14 protein-coding genes are annotated in these 17,214 nt (G+C 57.2%); 1 reads left to right on the forward strand and 13 read right to left on the reverse strand.

Features of this window, described 5'->3' with window-relative positions; genetic code table 11:
* Positions 1-79 precede the first annotated feature (79 nt).
* From HRU82_03860 to HRU82_03870, 3 genes are all read right to left on the reverse strand, one after another.
* Entirely contained in the window at positions 80-3,313 is a 3,234-nt protein-coding gene (locus HRU82_03860; protein ID QOJ34139.1) for a DUF2309 domain-containing protein, read from the reverse strand.
* Positions 3,314-3,622: 309 nt separating this feature from the next.
* Entirely contained in the window at positions 3,623-4,420 is a 798-nt protein-coding gene (locus HRU82_03865) for a sulfate adenylyltransferase subunit 2 (GenBank protein ID QOJ34140.1), read from the reverse strand.
* Between the two features lie 663 nt (positions 4,421-5,083).
* Positions 5,084-5,230 carry a hypothetical protein gene (locus tag HRU82_03870; GenBank protein QOJ34141.1) on the reverse strand — a complete coding sequence of 49 codons (147 nt, stop codon included), beginning with the start codon at positions 5,228-5,230 and terminating at the stop codon, positions 5,084-5,086.
* Between the two features lie 73 nt (positions 5,231-5,303).
* Between HRU82_03870 and HRU82_03875 the strand changes: the two genes are divergently transcribed.
* Positions 5,304-5,978, forward strand: a complete 675-nt coding sequence (locus HRU82_03875) for a hypothetical protein (GenBank protein ID QOJ34142.1) — start codon at positions 5,304-5,306, stop codon at positions 5,976-5,978.
* A 49-nt stretch (positions 5,979-6,027) separates the two neighbouring features.
* On the opposite strand, the gene HRU82_03880 is transcribed toward HRU82_03875, so the two are convergent.
* From HRU82_03880 to modB, 10 genes are all read right to left on the reverse strand, one after another.
* The gene (locus HRU82_03880; protein ID QOJ34143.1) at positions 6,028-6,960 is read right to left on the reverse strand and encodes an IS1595 family transposase; all 933 of its coding nucleotides are present in this window, start codon (positions 6,958-6,960) and stop codon (positions 6,028-6,030) included.
* Positions 6,961-7,115: 155 nt separating this feature from the next.
* Entirely contained in the window at positions 7,116-8,081 is a 966-nt protein-coding gene (locus HRU82_03885; protein QOJ34144.1) for a hypothetical protein, read from the reverse strand.
* Between the two features lie 122 nt (positions 8,082-8,203).
* Entirely contained in the window at positions 8,204-9,103 is a 900-nt protein-coding gene (locus tag HRU82_03890; GenBank protein ID QOJ34145.1) for an IS1595 family transposase, read from the reverse strand.
* Between the two features lie 169 nt (positions 9,104-9,272).
* The gene (locus tag HRU82_03895; protein QOJ34146.1) at positions 9,273-10,436 is read right to left on the reverse strand and encodes a hypothetical protein; all 1,164 of its coding nucleotides are present in this window, start codon (positions 10,434-10,436) and stop codon (positions 9,273-9,275) included.
* A gap of 140 nt (positions 10,437-10,576) precedes the next feature.
* Positions 10,577-11,329 carry a hypothetical protein gene (locus tag HRU82_03900; GenBank protein ID QOJ34147.1) on the reverse strand — a complete coding sequence of 251 codons (753 nt, stop codon included), beginning with the start codon at positions 11,327-11,329 and terminating at the stop codon, positions 10,577-10,579.
* 251 nt (positions 11,330-11,580) lie between these two features.
* Entirely contained in the window at positions 11,581-12,600 is a 1,020-nt protein-coding gene (locus tag HRU82_03905) for an aminoglycoside phosphotransferase family protein (GenBank protein ID QOJ34148.1), read from the reverse strand.
* 80 nt (positions 12,601-12,680) lie between these two features.
* Positions 12,681-14,552 carry a S8 family serine peptidase gene (locus tag HRU82_03910; GenBank protein ID QOJ34149.1) on the reverse strand — a complete coding sequence of 624 codons (1,872 nt, stop codon included), beginning with the start codon at positions 14,550-14,552 and terminating at the stop codon, positions 12,681-12,683.
* 27 nt (positions 14,553-14,579) lie between these two features.
* Positions 14,580-14,909: a hypothetical protein gene (locus HRU82_03915; GenBank protein ID QOJ34150.1), complete on the reverse strand. Its 330-nt coding sequence runs from the start codon at positions 14,907-14,909 to the stop codon at positions 14,580-14,582.
* A gap of 495 nt (positions 14,910-15,404) precedes the next feature.
* Positions 15,405-16,499: an ABC transporter ATP-binding protein gene (locus HRU82_03920; GenBank protein ID QOJ34151.1), complete on the reverse strand. Its 1,095-nt coding sequence runs from the start codon at positions 16,497-16,499 to the stop codon at positions 15,405-15,407.
* Positions 16,484-17,158: a molybdate ABC transporter permease subunit gene (gene modB, locus HRU82_03925; GenBank protein ID QOJ37100.1), complete on the reverse strand. Its 675-nt coding sequence runs from the start codon at positions 17,156-17,158 to the stop codon at positions 16,484-16,486. Before modB ends, HRU82_03920 begins: the two co-directional genes overlap by 16 nt.
* Between the last annotated feature and the right edge of the window lie 56 nt (positions 17,159-17,214).

Here is a 17,214-nt window from a genome sequence, read left to right on the forward strand (position 1 = left end):
TGTCCGACATAACCCCTCATTCCTGCTCGCGCCCAGTTGCGTGCCGATGCCTAAGCCAGGATCCCCTTTGGAGCGCCCATCAGCCGATCTCGGCGGCGGGCCGCCAGGTTCCCGGGCTTTCGTACCGATAGAATCGCTGCCCGGATGGCTCACAGGCGAGCAATAGCATCCACCCGTTGTTGAACAGGCGCTCCAGGAGTGGTTGGCGCCGGATGATGGCTTGGATCCGCTCACGCGGAGCTTCGATCAAGGCTGTCAGGCGCATCGGTTCGTGATAGGGGCGCCCCGCATTCAGGACCGTCTGAACCGGCAATCCCATACGGAGGTCACCCTGGTAGCCCGTCATCACTCCGATCCGGGCGGTCACGTTGTGATAGACCTTGCTCCCGCTCCCATAGACATCGGGATCTGTGGTCGAGAAATAGTACTCCATGTTGATCCACTGCGCCACGATCAGAGGAGCCGTCATGATGAATTCGAGCAACTTGCCGTCTTGATCCGAGGCATGGTCGTACGAGTGCAGGAACGAGCGTCCTCCCAGGTCGGCGCCTTGCGTGAGGGCACGGCTTCCAATGATGAAGAGGCTGTTTCTGGCGAGCCCCCATTCCGGACGCACTTGCGCCCAATCGAGGCTACGCTGCTCGACGTCCCGGACGGATACTCGAGGATCGGAAGGCGTCGATGATCCAGACAAGGCGGCCCAGCGTTCGGCCGCCGCGGCCATGCCGGCCTCCTGCACATCCTCCAGAATGTGCGCCAGCTCCTTCCGGTGCGTCGCCGGCACATCCTCCAGATCCGCAATCCGGAGCCGATCTGTGGTCGTGTCGTGCAGGGCCGGAACGAAATAGGTATCCGGAGGGATGGTGATCCCCCGGCGCGCCAGCACTTCTCGCACCCGCGGCCGGTTGGCGAGCAGGGCGAACGTCCGCGCGTTCGGCAGTCCGTGGCTACCCCCGCAAGCCCCACAGTCCAAGGCCGACTCATAGGGGTTGTTTTGCGAGGTGCTGCCGTGGCCGCAGAGCACGACGAGACGGGCGAACGAGCCGGTCAAGCCCATGAGCCGCAACGACGTCTCCACGTAGTACGCCTGTTCATTGAGCGTAAAGCCCGTCTGCGTGATGCGGTCGAGACGGGCCCGGGTCCATGGAGGCGTCAAACGGCAATCCCGGCGGAGTTCCTCAATCAAACCCGCCTCCTGTGTCGTCGTGAAGGCAAACAGGCGACCAAGCGCTCCCGCCTCCGATTCCCCTCGGTCGAACTCCAGCGCCTGCTGTCGAACGCGCTCCAGAACCTCAGCCGTCATGCCGCCGCCCGCCACATAGCCATGCTCCCGCAGCCATCGCGCGATCTGCAGACGCTGCTCGGTAGCCACCATGTCTTCGGCTTCCTTGGCTTCCAGCTTATCGACGGTCAGCGTGGTGGCCACCGGAGGAATCAGCTCCTGCCTCAACCACGCCGTGACACGATGGTACCAGCGGGGACACAATGTCTTGCCCAGGAAGGGAAGCATGAAAAACCAGCCGATGGCCTCCACCATGACATAGGGGGTGATCACATTGTGTTTGAGGTCATGGAACAGGTCATGCCCGGCCTTGGCGAGCTTCGCGCGCGTTTTGTGCCGTTGAACGCGCTCGACCTGATAGGTTCTCGGCACCTCCCGCACCAAATGTTTCGGCTTCAGGAGGACGGGGCACAGCTCACACTCATACGGCTCATTCAGCGGCCGATACGACACGGGTAGCCCAAAGAATCCGGCAAACCCATAGGTTTCGTAGCCGCCACGCTGTTCCAGGTGCCGCCGGAACACCTCAGAGCGCACGTCGATGCAGAACACGAACTGCGCCGTCGGGCGTACGGAGGGCCGGCCTGGTTCCGGAAGGGGCAGGTACGCCGAGACGAGTGATTCGAGCTTTCCAATGACCTCCCGCTGGTGCGCCAGTTCATAGGCTTCCAGCCACTTTCGGCTGCGGAGCCGCTCAGAAAACCCACGAAGCCAAATAAACAGGGTGGTCAGATCACCGGACGTCGTCGAGGGAATCAGATCAGGGCGAATCCCCACGGCCTTCGCCAGCCGCACCAAGAGGTGGGCCCATGCGGTGAGGGAGTCTTGTTGCCGAACCTGTTGCCACTCGTGATACCAGCGCCGTCCAAGTTCCTCCCACGCCTGGGCATCGGCGGACCGCCGCCTTCGTCGCAATCGTGCGGCATCCGCCTGCGCTTGCTTCGTCAGATGCCCCTTTACAAGACTCCGACGGAACCAGAGGGCATGGGGAAACTGCCTGGCATACTCCTGCACGGCTTCGACCGCCCCCATACACGCCAAGCTCTCGCGGCAGGTCGTGGCAACCAGTTCGCGTTCGTAGAAAAGCCGGACTGCCAGGTATTTCACCAGATCGATCCGATACGCCTCCTGCCAGGGATCGGCGGTCTGTTCTGCGCGCCATTTGATGAACCCCGTCCACCCCGGCAACGCCGCCAGGTGAAGGGCGAGGTAGTCCTGCCAGGCCGGTTTCGGCACGGTGAGCCGCTCAAGCGATTCGAGCAGCGCTTCCTCGGGACGGTCCGACAAGCGTTGAATCTTCCGTGACGCCCCTTCGATTCCGCACCAACGCAGGCCGAGGTCATACTGTGCCGCCGCTTTCCAGGCCCGGAAGAAGGTATCTTCCCGATTCGGCATCACCCACGTCGCCTCTCCCTCATCGCAGAAGGCGGCGCACCATGTGATCATCTGGCGGTCGATCCAGCCAGTGAGATCGGTCCCAAGCGTACGATCGCACCACGTCGCCATCGTTTCCTGATAAGGCCAGTCCGACGGATCGCACGGCAGGGGACACTCCATCTCGGCCCATGAGCCAGAAGACAGAACCTGCATGATCCATTGGGCGATCGCTTCGACGACGGCTGGATCCTCCCCCAACTCAGCTGCGACGGTGCTGGACGGCCCCCCCCCGCTTGGATCAGGCAGCCTGAGCCCCTCCACCATGCTCGCACGGAGCACGTCCAGCTGGGACACCCGGCGATCGCCGAACAGGATGGCTTTATCGGACACCAGCGGCTGTAACACGGCGTCCACGTTCCCAATGTGGATACGCCCCCTGCGGAACGCGTCGCGGAATGCCTCCTCAGTGAGATAGCCCTTGCCACCGAAGAGTTGCTCCCCTCGCGTCACCGCTGCATCGAAGCTCAGCTCCTCCAACCCCTGCAGAGGATTGCGAGAGATGAACGTCCGCATCGGCCAGAGCCGAGCGATGACTTCGCCGGCCAAGTTCACGTGTGACCGCAGTTCCATTCGCTGCGTTTCGGTATACGGCATCACGTTTGTCCTCCACCTGAGACATGTCGGTGTTCGACTCCCTTACATTCCGATACGAAGCAAAAACGAGGCCGCACGTGCCGCTCATCGCTTCAGGCACAGAACCCGCTGCTGGAGAAGGGGGCACGTGTCACCACCATCGAGCCACGACGGTCGGCGATGAGCGTTCAGTGGGAGCGACTGGTGCGCGGACACACGCCCGTGCGTGCCTGCACACGGTGAGGAGCATCCGTGACGGAAAGCACCAGTCGACGGGCTTCAGGAAGGAATACGATCGACAGGGCGAGCGCAGACACGCAGGAGAGGTACTTACATATGCCCCAGCTTCCGCAGCAACTCCATGCCGCGGCCGTCATCCTGCGCGCGCCCCGATCGTTCGGCGATCGTGGTCGTTCGCAGTTCTGAAATGATCTGGGGGATCGTTGACGCGCAGGACTTGGCGGTGCCGGTACAGGGTGCGCACCCAAGGCTGCGATAGCGGGTGCCGTCGCCCCGGTCGAAGTACAGATCCGGCAACGGGATTTGTTCCAGTTCGAGATACTCCCAGATATTCAGTTCGGTCCAATCCAGCAGTGGGTGCACGCGGATGTGCGAGCCGGTGGGAAAGGTCGTCTTATACTGGTCCCAGAGCTCCGGAGGCTGATCGCGGAAATCCCATTCGCCCTGTTGATCACGGACTGAAAAGTAGCGCTCCTTCGCACGCGTTCCCTCTTCATCCGCCCGGATGCCTAGAATGATCGCTGTCCAGCCATGCTGGGTGATCGTCTGTTTGAGCGCCTCGATCTTCAGCGCGGTGCAGCAGGTCACGCGTCCGGCTGCCGGGCTCATGCCGGCGGCAAGTGCATGCTTGTTCTGGCCGACGACCAGATTGAGCCGCCATTCCCTGCAAATCCGGTCCCGATACTCAATCAATCCAGGCATCTCGTACCCCGTATCGATGTGGGCAAGCGGAAAAGGCACATGACCGAAAAACGCCTTGCGCGCCAACCAGAGCAATACCGTCGAGTCTTTCCCCATTGACCAAAGCATGGCGAGCTCGTCGAAGTGTTGGTAGGCTTCGCGAAGGATATACACACTCTGGTCTTCCAACGCTCGGAGATGTCGCATAGGTGTCAGAGGCTACTTCGCAAATAGTGTTCCTCCAGGCGGTTGCACCCTCCCTTCTTTGCCAACACTCCCGGAAGCACGCATCGTTTCACGAGAAATCGCTGAAGACTCCGCGCAGCGTCTCATAGAACGAGCGACGACTCTTTCGTGCCCGCAGCCGGAAGCCCTGTGTGTGAATACACGGTCGGCACGAACCGTCGTGCAGCCTCGCACGGTGGCATGCAAAGGGGCTCCATTTACTCAACTGAGACCGAATGAGTGGGTTGCACAACATTTGACCCGGGAAAGCCGCGACAACGATGTGGTTACAGGCTCAGGCAAGCATTCTGTGCATAAGTCAAGGGAGATGTTCGGCCTTCTAAAAAATAATTGAGCTATCCACAGCGCGGCGGGAAAAAACCCGGTGCGGGCGAGATTTTTGAATGCTAATACATATGGGAAAAGCAAGGCCCACAATATCTTGTGGCTACGATGATCAGGATTCGCTATGCCCAAAAAATAGGCAACGAGGTGTCGGGCGTGATTTGGAGGCGCTCTGCTCACGGAAATCGTACGCTATCAACAGAGATATCCACAGAACTTGGGGAGACGATTTTTTGGCATTAATATACTAGGCTCATCATATAGAGAAACCGTGAATAACTGATGAAAGCAGAGCGGAAATTACTTCTTTTTTGGCTTCTTGGAGAGAGCGGGAATGGCAGACTTCGGGACGGCAACGACCTTGGACAGGGCGTTCGTAAACCGCTCAAACGGCGTTTGACTCGTCTGAGCCGGTGGGGTACTGTGCTGCTGCGATTTTCCGGACATGTTTCTCTCCGCTTTGGTGTTCGTTGGCGCGAACGGCCTAGCGTAAGCTACACCTTAGCACAGGGAGAAAATCATGTCTAACGTGACCGATATCCAGCATGACACAGATCAATGCGATGACCTACTCGGAGACGACATAGTGGAATTTTTTCTGCGCTACCAAGGGCCATTGCCTACTTGCTCGCGAACATCGTCAAGGACACCAGAAAAAGATGCCATCAGGAGAATCTTGTCGCCGCAATTAAAAGATTTTTGGGAAAAACATCCAGGCCTTAATGAACGCATAGCGGCCGCAGAGATCGTTGAAAGAACTATAAAAGGAAGAGGAATTTTTGATAAGGAAAGTGCCCCAAATAAATCACCGTGCTACCATGTTCCATTCAAGGGATGGAGATTCATACCATTAGTTGTGCGGGCGAGGAGATGGGTATGCGATCTAAAAATTACTTTTTTGCGTCGTCATGAGCCAGGCGACATTATCAGTGGAGGAGACATAGACAATCGCCTAAAAACCTTATTTGACGCGCTACGGATTCCAGGGAATGCTGAAGAAACCGTGGGCCAGCACCAAGGAGAAATTGACGATAAGGTATTTTGCCTTTTAGAAGATGATGCGCTTATTACTAGCCTGTCGGTTGATACAGAGAGGCTTTACGGTCCGGTTGACGAGTCATTATCTGAGGCCGATGTAAATATACTCATGCGCGTGACCATTAAAAAGTATAACCGTGACTTAGGTTTGGTTTGAACTGCGCCTCCCCCTCCCCTGCCTCTTATAACCATCTGGCTCTTCAGCCTTAGCACGTCGTTTGACCGATGAGTTCGCGATACTGAACACGCTTGCCTTGAATCTTTGACAGGGCCAGCATGAACCGCCCTTGATCGTTATCCTTCCGAGTATTGAAACGGAAGGATTGCTCATCAAGATAGCGGAACAAGTGGAACGGTTCAACGCTGATGTAGGTGCCTTTGATTCCCCGCTTTAGCAAGCTCCAATAGTTCTCAATGCTGTTGGTGTGAATGTTGCCCTGCACGTATCGCTCAGCGTGGTTGATAACCTGGTGCGCATATTCGCGGCCAACCTTCACATAGGCGTGAGCCTCATCGCTGTAGAGGTTCGATCCATGGACCACATGGCTCTTGATGGTCTGCTCAATCAGCTTGCCAGATGCGCGGTTGAGCATGGCGGTTCGGACTTCGCCCTTGCGCTCTAACATCCCCACTACCACGGCTTTGCGGAACGAGCCTTCATTCTTCAGCACCTTCTCTTGTTTGTCCTTGTGCATGTTGCGAGCTTTTCCGCCGATATAGGTCTCATCCACTTCAACTTCGCCCATCAACTTCCGATCAATCGACCCATGCTGTAGGGCCAAGCGAATCCGATGCATCATGAACCAGCTAGTTTTCTGAGTGACCCCAAGGCTACGGGCTACCTCATAGGATGAAACGCCATTCTTGGCATTGGTCAGCATCCAGAGAGCACAGAACCATTTATCCAGCTTGATGGGACTATCCTCGAAGATGGTCCCGACCTTCGCGCTGTACTGCTTCCGGCACATCTTGCACTGATAGATCGCCCGCGACTTCACATAGCCGTGTTCATGTGAACGGCAGTTGGGGCAAACCGGACCCTGCGGCCAGCGCATCGCACTCAGCAAGTCCTGACAGCGTTGCGGATCGGCAAAGTATTGGATGGCTTCTTGAAGAGTGGTTGGCAGGGTCGGATTCATGGGCTACCTCCGTGTTCGTGAGTCGGATTCTAGCCCCATTTCTACGATGTGTCAAGTATATTAATGCCGATTTTTTCTCCGTTCAGGGCATTTTCGGCGATTGTAACCTTCTTGACACCCAACATGGGATAAGGATAAAAGGATGGATATTTGCGCTAGTCGGCGTCGTTACCTTCTTCGCAGTAGTGCATAGTGCCAGGGCTGATGTCTGGTCCGCCATGCATAAACCGAAACTTAGTGGTTCGATTTATGCCGAAAATGTCTCTGTACAATACTTGCCCCCAGGCGTACAGCCGATATTGGGAACCGTCCTGTATGGCAGCGATCGCCTTAGCGGTCAAAATGGGCGGGCCTTTGTGTTCGGCGACAAAGTCTGCTCCCGGCGCAATGACTGTTTTAATCATGGGGCTGCTAGGATCTGGTCCTGGCGGTTCCTCTCTGAGCGGGAAAGGCAGAATCCCCATATTCGTCCAATGGAATACGTCATGGGCAGGCGTTTGCCCAGCATTCTTGATGAAAATACGAAACTCTGGAGCAGCAGGGGCGGAAAGATTGGGGCATTTTTCGACCCCCACGAAAAGATAAGCGCGCAGTTGCCTTTCAGCGGTGTCCTGCATCGCCTTAACAGTTTTAGTAGTCGCGTCAGCTGCGTCCTGGGCTGCTTTAGCGGCCACTCTATTGGCCTCAACTTGGTCCCTGATGGCCCGAAGGCTGAAAATCGCGATGCCAGCCGTTATCCCAGCTATGACAGCCGTAGTGCTAGTAGCGAGAGCCGACACCGCAGTCCAAATCAGCACCCACCTATCGTTCGTCGATTCTTCATCGCGCTCGGCTCTCTTGTAGGCGCGTTCTTGTGCGGATTCTGGAGTTTCAAGGCTTTTGATGATAAGCGGTTGGTCCTGAGTGCCACGCTTGTCATATGCGGACTGTTGATTGGATTCGGTGGGATGGGGATACTTTGGGTGACTGGGTTTAGGTGGAGTTGGGGTTGGTGGATTTGATGCTTCTTTATTTCTTGGCTGGTCTTGGTTTAATGGCGCGCTTGCTGCGTGGCGTAGGCTGTTTAGGCTCAGCCACAATACGGCCAGGATCAGCACGGATGAGAGCAGTAATCGCTTCATCAAAGGTCAACGGCCAGAGTGAAACTGGCTTCGCTTTTGGCATAAATCCTCCTGGAATGGCAAGCGTAGTTGAACATTCTTCTGCATATACTTCATCTGAGCACGCTGTGCCGGCGGCGTACTCAGCAGTTTGCTACAACCGTGGTGAAGATGTCCGCATTCTTGCGGTTGTTATGACGGAACGAGAACTCGGCCAGGTACAGCGGCAAATAGGCTTTGCTGACATTGTGATAGGTGCCCATCACGCCACGCTTCAACAAGCTCCAAAAGCTATCAATGTTAGCCGTGTGGACGTTCCCGCGCACATATTCACCCTGCGAGTGATTCACGCTCTGGTGCGGCAATTCACGCTTCAATCGGGCATAGCCCGTATGATCATCGGTCGCAACCAGGGACACGCGAGTATCGACCGCCTTACGAACAAAGCTGCTCAACGTCACGCGATCCGTATTCTCAATGATTTCACAGACCACGTTGCCCTTGCGAGCAATCGCGCCGATCACGCCGATCTTTCCGCCAGAGATACCGGCGAAATGGGTTTTCTTGCTCCGGTGACGGTTCTTATCTTTGCCTCCGATATAGGTCTCGTCAATTTCCACTTCGCCCATGAGCTTTGCAAAGCTGCCATCCTTCATGGCGGCTCTGATCCTGTGGCACATATACCAGGCGGTTTTATAGGCTCCGCTGCCGATCTGCCGCTGGATCTGCAAGGCGCTGATACCCTTCTTGCTCTGCGTCATCAGATAGATAACCTGGAACCAGACGCGAAGGTCATAGTTGGTGTTCTCAAATACGGTTTTGGTGATGACGGAGAAACGGTAACCGTTCCGTCCGCCGCAATCCTTGCCCTTACAGACCCAGTGATACGGCTTGGACTTCAGCTCATAGACTTTGTTATTGCCGCAACGCGGGCACTCAACGCCATTCGGCCAGCGGCGTTCCTGCAAGAACTGCTTGCAGGCTTCTTCGGTCGAAAACCGCTGCATGAGTTGCGAGAGGGTTTGGGTCGGCTTGATCGTCATGGGCTATCCTCCGTTCAGATGATCGGAGTATAGCGGTTTCATGAGCGGGTGTCAAGTGGGTTATAATCGCCGCATTTTCCTGATTGCAACGAATGCGCCTTTCCCCTAGAATGCGTCCCCATTTTCCCTCTCGAAGAACGGCCGCTTGGTGGGGTGAAGTCACTCTCCATCACATCATGATTCCGATCGGCGAGACCGCGTGGGGCTCCGATAGACGAAGATAGTTCATTCCTATCCCTGCAAGCCCAAGCATCAGACCAGGATGTTCCCACCCGTTTGGTATGCCACATTGCCATTGTCCCTGATGGGAACCCGACAACTGAAGTCCTTGGTCGCCAATGCTGCGAGCCCAGGCGAGATATTCTGCAGCCCCCAAGATCTGATACGCATACATAAGCAAATCGACAATGCTTCCCAGACCATGACAGACACTGAAATTCGCATCATAGCCCCACGTCGGAGACTGGTACTGCTGAAATCGGCGCAAAAACCTTTCTGCGGCATGGATTGCAGCGCCCACCTCCGCGAGAAACGTTTCACTTTTCGAAATTTCATAAAAACGCAGTCTCGTTAACCCGATACCGGCGGCTCCATGACACCAGAAGACTGGATAGGCCGCACCAGACGGTTGTTCTTGACCGAAGAACTCCGGTGTGATGCCGCGAATGTCCGCCCAATTGCTTTCCTTACGGCTAAACCACCCTCGTTCATATCGCAGTCCCTCGAGCGCAATCTCCCGAGGCTCTGGTGCCCCCGTGGCCGCATGGTACTCCATGAGCGCATACGCGACTCCGGAGGCGCCGTGTCCCATGCCACAGAGTGCGGGATCAAACGATCCATCGTCCGTGATACCCCACGCTCGTCCGGACATGCTTTGTCTCGAACTGGTGACCAGTCGTTGCGCGAGTTCCCCTGCAAACTCCACGAATGTTTTCTCACCTAACACTTTGGCAAACCACAAGGAAGCAACCAGAATTCCAGCCAATCCGTCGACGATATCGGTGCCCGGGGCACTGGACGAAGATCTCAGCCGTAACACGACTCTGTTTGCTAGAGAGGCTCCTCGTTCGATGAGGGCGGTGTTTTTTGTAAGCTGCCCCACGCGCAAGGTCGCGAAAGCGATGCCCGCAAGACCAGTATGCAGCCCGAGGCTGCCGTCTGTTCCACCCGACGTGAGCCAATGGCTCTGCTCTAGGGCTCCGTTGGCAGCTCTGAGACAACGAGCATCTCCGGTTCGTTTCCAGACTTCTGCCAAAAAAATGGCAATACCTGCGGTCCCGGAGTACAGCGATTCATCGACGGATCCATGGATGGTCTTCCAATGTCCGTGCATGAAGCGAACCTCATCCCCGGTCCACGTGCACACGTTCCCATTCCATATGGCAGAGGTGACTAGTCGATGGGCGATCTGCACAGCGACGTGCCGATATGGGCAGCGACTCCGTTGCACTGGCTGATGTTCCTTCGGAATCATCAGACAATCCTCTCGTAGTCAGGGCCTTGCAAAGACCCAAGATAAGGATGGGACAATCTGAGCCCTGCCTTCTTGAACGCGTCTGCAACGTATTGAATTACCGACGAATCGTTCAGCGCAGACTTTGCGGCGGCATGGTAAAGACCTTCTGCGACCAATCGACACCGATGCGTGCCGAAGCTTTCCTTCTCACCGGCCGGGCTTTCGGCCAGTCCCAAGCCATCAGCCAGTCGCTTTGTGAGCTTTGGCACCTCGGGACAAAGATGAGATGCGATACGTTGATACACCTCGCGGATCACCGGAACGAGTCGACGGTAGCTGTCCGCAAAAATGTACAGAACCACGGCGTCGGTCCGTTCGTAGCCGGCTGGTATGCAAGGCGCCTTCAAGCAGTACGGCTCTGTTTCTGGTATCAGACCGGTAAGCTCCCGTACAAGCTCCGGGGTTCCCGCAGCAGTCACGTTCCAGTACAGCCTCAAGAGTTGCCTCTGCTCGCTCTTCCATGCGGGAGAGGACGTTAGCCAATAACCGGGAGAGGCGGCGAGCGAGTCGCGTCGCGTCACAGCCCCGATTTCCTCGCCGACGGTGGGCAGGAGTCCCGGCCTGCCCACACTATAGTAGTCCAGAGGGGACAAGAGGCGATTCATAAGTCCGCGCTTGGCAACGATCCGCCCCTCGGGGGACACGCTTGCGACCCGCCAGCCGACTTCCCACCGGTAACTTCCGGCATGGCTCGCACGTAAGATCTCCACCCAGCTGCTGGTTCTTTCAAGCGAGAGATGGTCTTCCTTTCTCCTGGACGTGTGGGAATACCATTCCCGATAAAGATGCTCCGCCAGCAGATTGACTGATTCGTGAGAGCGGCTCTCATTGCTGTGAAGCTTCGGCGCCCCCCTTCGGGCGTTTGAGCATTGTGACGGGAAAAACGTGCGGGCCTTTTCTGTAGCCTCACGCAGAGCACAGACTACTTCCTGGGGCATCTCCATCGCATGCTTCACGGTACTTAGTGTGGCCATGATCCGCGTACGTGTCGAGCGAGCATGGGCAGTTCGGCGAAGCATAGTTCCGCCAGCCGCAAAGATGGAGGGGGAGCGGCATGGTCGTTGTCGTTCTCGATGGATTCGAAGCATAACTGCATCAGTCTTGCGCCAAGACAGAGGAGAAGGCGACGGACAAAGGCATCAGTTCCTGTTCCGATTTCGCGCGTGAGCGGGACATACGCCGATCCAAATATCTCCATCAATACCAAGAGTGATCCCAAATCCAATCTTCGCCCTTGCTCAGCCGAGTCAAGGGCAGTCGAGTTCGACTGGATCCACAGTCGCACAATCTCCTGATAGAACACTCCGGCGACGTCCCAAGCCGGGTCACCATATTTTGCGAGTTCCCAATCGATCAAGACGATGGCGGAGCGCTCTGAACCACTGCGTTCCAAGCAGTGTTCCATCTTAAGATCTCCGTGAATCAAACAGGGGCACTGCCACTCTGCCTGTATGCGGCGGAGCCCCCGCTGGACGCAATGATCCCCCTTTAACCATGACAACGCTTTCCCGAAGGTTGGTGGGCGCCACGCAGGGGTGTTCTCGAAAGCAGAGATAATCCAAGGCAGATCGTTGGGGAGGCGACTCTGTTTCGTGAAGGGATTCCGTTGATGGAGATGGCCGAGCACCTTTCCCAACTCTAGAACTGACTCATCCGACAAGGATGCCGCCTGCGGCGCTCCCAGGTACTCCATCGCAAGAACACCGCGAGCTGGATCAGCCAGGTAGCAGGCCGGCACGATCGATCGGGCGGCGGTGCTCCGAATCTGACGCAGGCCACGTAACTCATTACGAAGTTGAATGAGCCCCTCTTGTGAGCGAGCCTGTTTGAGAATCATTCTGGGGCGGTCGCCGACCATCAACGTTCTCAGTAAGAAGCGGTCTCGTGACTGATCATGAAGTGCCACTCCGTGCCGCACCACGTCCTGTGCTTTGAGGACTCGACGATCAATCAGAAAGGTGATCACTGCTGCGGAGGTCATGTGTGGCCCGTGTTGTGCGCAAAGGGTGGCGCTCAGCGGCTGTGCAGCCGTCTGAGCGCCACACGGATAGTGACGCTGACTTAGGTGTCCTGCGGAGGATCATCCAATGATCCTTCAGGCCACTCTTCTGTTCCCCACTGTTCAGACTCAGGTGTCTCTGATTCCTGAGGTGAAGCTGGATCGTACCCTTGTCCCCAATAGGGTTGCTCTCCTCCCGGGAAGAACCCGTACGGCACGCCGTATGGCGCCATGGGATAGGGCGGCCACGGACTCCCGCCAAAGTACCCCGGATACCAGCCCCAGGTTTGCGGAGGAGTGAACCCTGGCGGATTCCCGGGGAATGGCGGCGTACAGAACGCCGGTGCAAAGGTGGGACACCCTCCCAAAGTCGGACAACCTCCCAGTGTGGGTGGTGGTGGACAAAGTGGGATCAGCGTTTTCTTGAGGCACGCGGGACCACGCAATGTCTTTATCGGCGGTCTACAGTCTTTCAGGACGAAAGTTTTGCAGATGGGAGGAAGCACCGTCTTACACGAGACTCTCAGAGTTTTTATTCCGCAACCTGGCCCGACCAAGGTCTTGACGATCGGCGGTTTGACTTTCACATAGGCGGAATAGGCTTGGAGGATCCCTGCCCCGACATAGGGATCGAACCCGGCGGGACCGATATCCTTGGCGGAGTTTTTGATGGCTTGTTTACACGCATCCTGCGTGAGGGCAGGTTTCGCTTGTTTGAGCAGGGCCACGACTCCAGCGGCAATCGGTGTGGCCGCTGATGTTCCACTGTCGCTGGTAAAGTATCCCGTAAAGTGAGAGATGGATGCGAAGTCAGGCTTATTGGCATCCAGGGCGGCGGGCCCCTGACTGCTGTAGCCGATATATTGCTCGTTCTTATTGACGGCGGCAATCGTCATCACCAGGGGGTGACCATTCGCTCCCCAAATACTCTTCCCTGGACCTGTCTCACTGCCGCACCGGCCATCTGCGCAAGTGTGCCCGCAGTTCCCTGCCGCGAACAGGACTAGAATCCCTTCATTGATCGCTTCGACGACTTTTCTGGTGAAAGGATGATTGGGGTTCCTCGCGTAGGTCGCATCCCAAGACTCCTGAAAAATACCCCAACTGTTCGTGAGAACGTGCGGCGTTCCATTTGTCTGATGCTGCGTGATGGCCCATTGAAATGCTTGCAGCGCGCGGCTGATGGTACCGGGCGAGCCACCGCTTCCGGCGACTCGCAGGTCATAGAGTTGAGACTCAGGGGCCATTCCGAGCACATCGGTGGCACACATGTTCCCATGGTCGCCCCATTTGCTGCTCTCGGTCCCCCAATCGGCGGTCGGCCACCCTCCGATAACACGCGGGATCCGTTTCGGAGTCTCCCCGGCCTTGACGGGTCTGCCCTGCGCAGTGATCCCGCTGTCGACGACCCCGACCACAATTCCGGCTCCGCGAAATCCGGCCGCCCAAATCTTGTCCACCCCGAGGTACGTCGCAACGTCTGCCATGGTGCCTTTCGGTGTTGCGGGGTCGCAGTCACACGGTGGAATCGGACAGGGGCCTGCGGCTTCGTTTTTCTTGACCTCAGGATGAGGATGACTAAATTGAAATGGGGCGATGGGAGTGTCATACCACACGCCTGCCACCTCTGGTCGCGCGCGGAGCTCAGCCATCGCTTCCTCATTCCGAACCGTCCCCCGAACGATGATGGTTTCCGGTGTACTCGTCAGGCCCATCTCCCCGGTGGTTCGAAGAGGGACGGGCTCGAATTCTTCGTCCATAGCAAAGCCCGCCATGCCTACTTCCCGCATGGCACCCATTGCAGTGGCTCCTGACATCCCGGAATAATGCCGCATCTCCACTAGCACACTGAGACGCCCGGACTTGTCTGTTGGAACGGGACCGCTTGTGGCAAGGTGTCCACCGCCACCTGTTCTTTTCCGCTTGGCAGTCATTGTGTGTCCTCCCGGTGAGAACGAAGATTATGCAAACGGTGCAATGGGAGTGTCCGGCCAAACCTTGATCACAGCAGGATGTTGTTCCAGTGCAGTCAAGGCTTTTTCCGACCCGACGTGTATCCGAAGGATCACGCTGGGTTCTGTCACGACTCCCTCTGAATCTCTTGTTTCAGCCATCACGACCGGCTCATATTCTTCGTCGAGTGTGATTCCTTGAGCGTTGAGCGCCATAAACAGTTGTTTGGGATCGACCACTGATCTGTTGGAACGGCGAATTTCTACCAAATAAGATGCACCTGTCTGGCTCTGCCCATGTGCCGCATCCTTTGTTTTCTTCCTCTTCGAAGGTGACATACGTGACAAGCTCCCTTTCCTGAGCAACGATAGCCTCACTGTACACCCGCCGTTCGTTCCAGGACTACGTGAGCAGCATCCCCATATGTGATCGGATGCGCGAACGCCATGATCGTGCGGCTTGTTCACCTCCTTTCCAATAGCGCTCATCCCTTTCTGCCGATGGGCGTCTTGGACCGGATTCAGGAAGCAGCATCATTCATGCCGAAGTGCTCTTTTCATCATTCGATAAGGAAAAATACAGGGCTCCATGGTATTTAGCGTCAATCTGGTATTTGGGTATGGCTACTTAGATACATCGATGTTGTATCTAAATAGATTCTACGACGAATCGGATTAGATACAGATGCTGTTGGAGAAGGATACGCCGACGATGCCGGTGGTCAAAGCAGGAATGAGCGCAGGCCTCTCGGAGGTCCGGTCCGGAAATCCATCACAATCCTAGGGGCGATTTCGATGCGGGGATTGACCCAGAAGATCAGTTGTTCGACAGGGCTAGTCACTTTGGCGTGAGACGAGGTGGATCGCGCCCGCCTTGATCGCCGCGACGACGCGCATCCCTGTGGTTAAGCTGAACTCCTCGACCGTAGCCCTGGTCACCATCGCCACCAGGGGAAATCCGCAGTCGATCGTCACACGGGCCAAGGCTCCCAACAACGTGACGGCGCTCACCGTACCGGTCAGATGGTTCCGCGCGCTGCTGGCGGCGGCTAAGCCACGCTCCAACATCACGTCTTCCGCCCGGATGCAGACGAACACATCTGGGCCCGCGCCTTCCGGATTGAGGGCCATCAAGGCCGTGCCGTTCACGCCCACCCGCGCGATGCCCTCAGCCGACGAGACCACCCGCCCCTTGACGACCGTCTCCACGCCGACGACCCGGGCCACGGCCGCATCCTGAGGCCGACTGAATACCTCGATGGGGGTCCCCACTTGCAACACCCGGCCGGCATCGATGACCGCCATGATGTCCCCCAGGGTCAGGGCTTCCGCCCAATCGTGCGTCACGATAATCGACGGCAACGCCAATTGCTTCAGCAGACTGCGCAGTTCATCGCGCAACTGCAGCCGGGTCGGCACATCCAGCGCCGAGAGAGGCTCGTCCAAGAGCAGAAGAAGCGGCCGAGGCGCCACAGCACGGGCCAAGGCCACGCGTTGCTGTTGGCCGCCGGAGAGTTCTCGCGGCTTGGCCTGCTCCAACCCGCGCAGATGAAAGAGTTCCAGCATTTCCGCCACTCGTTTGGCACGATCCGCCGACGACAGGTGGCTCAAGCCATAGGCGATGTTGCCGGCGACCGTGTAAGTGGGAAAAAGCGCATAATCTTGGGCCATGTAGCCGATGTGCCGCCCCTGTGGCGGTACCCTGATGCCGGCGGCCGTATCTAACCAGGTTCGTGACACGAAGCGAATCGTTCCCTCTTCGGGCCATTCCAAGCCCGCAACCGAGCGAAGGATGGTCGTTTTGCCCGATCCGGACGGGCCGAAGAGGATCAAGACGGTCGATGCCTGGACGGGATACACCATGCGCGCCCGAATCGGCGGACGGCCGGGGAAGGTTTTGACGAGATCAATGGTTATTTCCGCGGCCATGCTGCCCAGACGTTCCGATTGACGGCATACACGGCCAGCAAAACCAGATAGGAGACGACCAATAGGAACAACGCCGTCTTGGAGGCGGCGGCGTAATTCAGCGCCTGCACCTCATCGTAGATATCGATCGACACGGTGCGCGTCGCGCCTTCAAGGTTTCCGCCGACCATCAACACGACGCCGAACTCCCCCATCGTATGGGCGAAACTCAACACCGCGCCGGTGACCAACCCGGCCGTCGATAAGGGCACGATCAGTTTGAAGAAGGTCGCGAGTTTGGACACGCCCAGCGTCCAGGAGGCTTCGATCAACCGCCGGTCGACTTGCTCGAACGCCGCGGCAAAGGGCTGCACCGCAAAGGGCAGGCTATACAACACGGAGGCCAGCAGGAGTCCCTCGAAGGTGAAGGGCAACGGATGGCCCACCACCTCTGCGTACAAACGGCCGAATGGACTGTGAGGCCCGATGGCGACCAGAATGTAAAATCCCAGAACGGTCGGCGGCAGCACCAAGGGCAGCGCCACCACCGACTCCACCAGAAATTTCCATCGCCGGCGGGAAAAACTCACCCAGTAGGCGATGGGTAGCCCCACGATCAAGAGGATCAGCGCCGTGAGCGCCGCCAACTTGACTGTCACCCAGATCGCAATCCAGTTCACACTCGTTCTCTCACAACGATGGTCCCGGCGCGCCATCACCGGCATGGTAGAAATCT

It is taken from the genome of Nitrospira sp. (assembly GCA_015709715.1).
Lineage (GTDB): Bacteria > Nitrospirota > Nitrospiria > Nitrospirales > Nitrospiraceae > Nitrospira_A.

Excerpts from the sequence above, each read along its gene's own strand:
- HRU82_03865 (QOJ34140.1), bottom strand. The coding sequence starts at position 4,420 with ATGCGACATCTCCGAGCGTTGGAAGACCAGAGTGTGTATATCCTTCGC.
- HRU82_03875 (QOJ34142.1), top strand. The coding sequence starts at position 5,304 with ATGTCTAACGTGACCGATATCCAGCATGACACAGATCAATGCGATGAC.
- HRU82_03920 (QOJ34151.1), bottom strand. The coding sequence starts at position 16,499 with ATGGCCGCGGAAATAACCATTGATCTCGTCAAAACCTTCCCCGGCCGT.
- HRU82_03905 (QOJ34148.1), bottom strand. The coding sequence starts at position 12,600 with ATGACCTCCGCAGCAGTGATCACCTTTCTGATTGATCGTCGAGTCCTC.
- HRU82_03915 (QOJ34150.1), bottom strand. The coding sequence starts at position 14,909 with ATGTCACCTTCGAAGAGGAAGAAAACAAAGGATGCGGCACATGGGCAG.
- HRU82_03895 (QOJ34146.1), bottom strand. The coding sequence starts at position 10,436 with ATGCACGGACATTGGAAGACCATCCATGGATCCGTCGATGAATCGCTG.
- HRU82_03860 (QOJ34139.1), bottom strand. The coding sequence starts at position 3,313 with ATGCCGTATACCGAAACGCAGCGAATGGAACTGCGGTCACACGTGAAC.
- HRU82_03870 (QOJ34141.1), bottom strand. The coding sequence starts at position 5,230 with ATGTCCGGAAAATCGCAGCAGCACAGTACCCCACCGGCTCAGACGAGT.
- HRU82_03885 (QOJ34144.1), bottom strand. The coding sequence starts at position 8,081 with ATGAAGCGATTACTGCTCTCATCCGTGCTGATCCTGGCCGTATTGTGG.
- HRU82_03880 (QOJ34143.1), bottom strand. The coding sequence starts at position 6,960 with ATGAATCCGACCCTGCCAACCACTCTTCAAGAAGCCATCCAATACTTT.
- HRU82_03910 (QOJ34149.1), bottom strand. The coding sequence starts at position 14,552 with ATGACTGCCAAGCGGAAAAGAACAGGTGGCGGTGGACACCTTGCCACA.
- HRU82_03890 (QOJ34145.1), bottom strand. The coding sequence starts at position 9,103 with ATGACGATCAAGCCGACCCAAACCCTCTCGCAACTCATGCAGCGGTTT.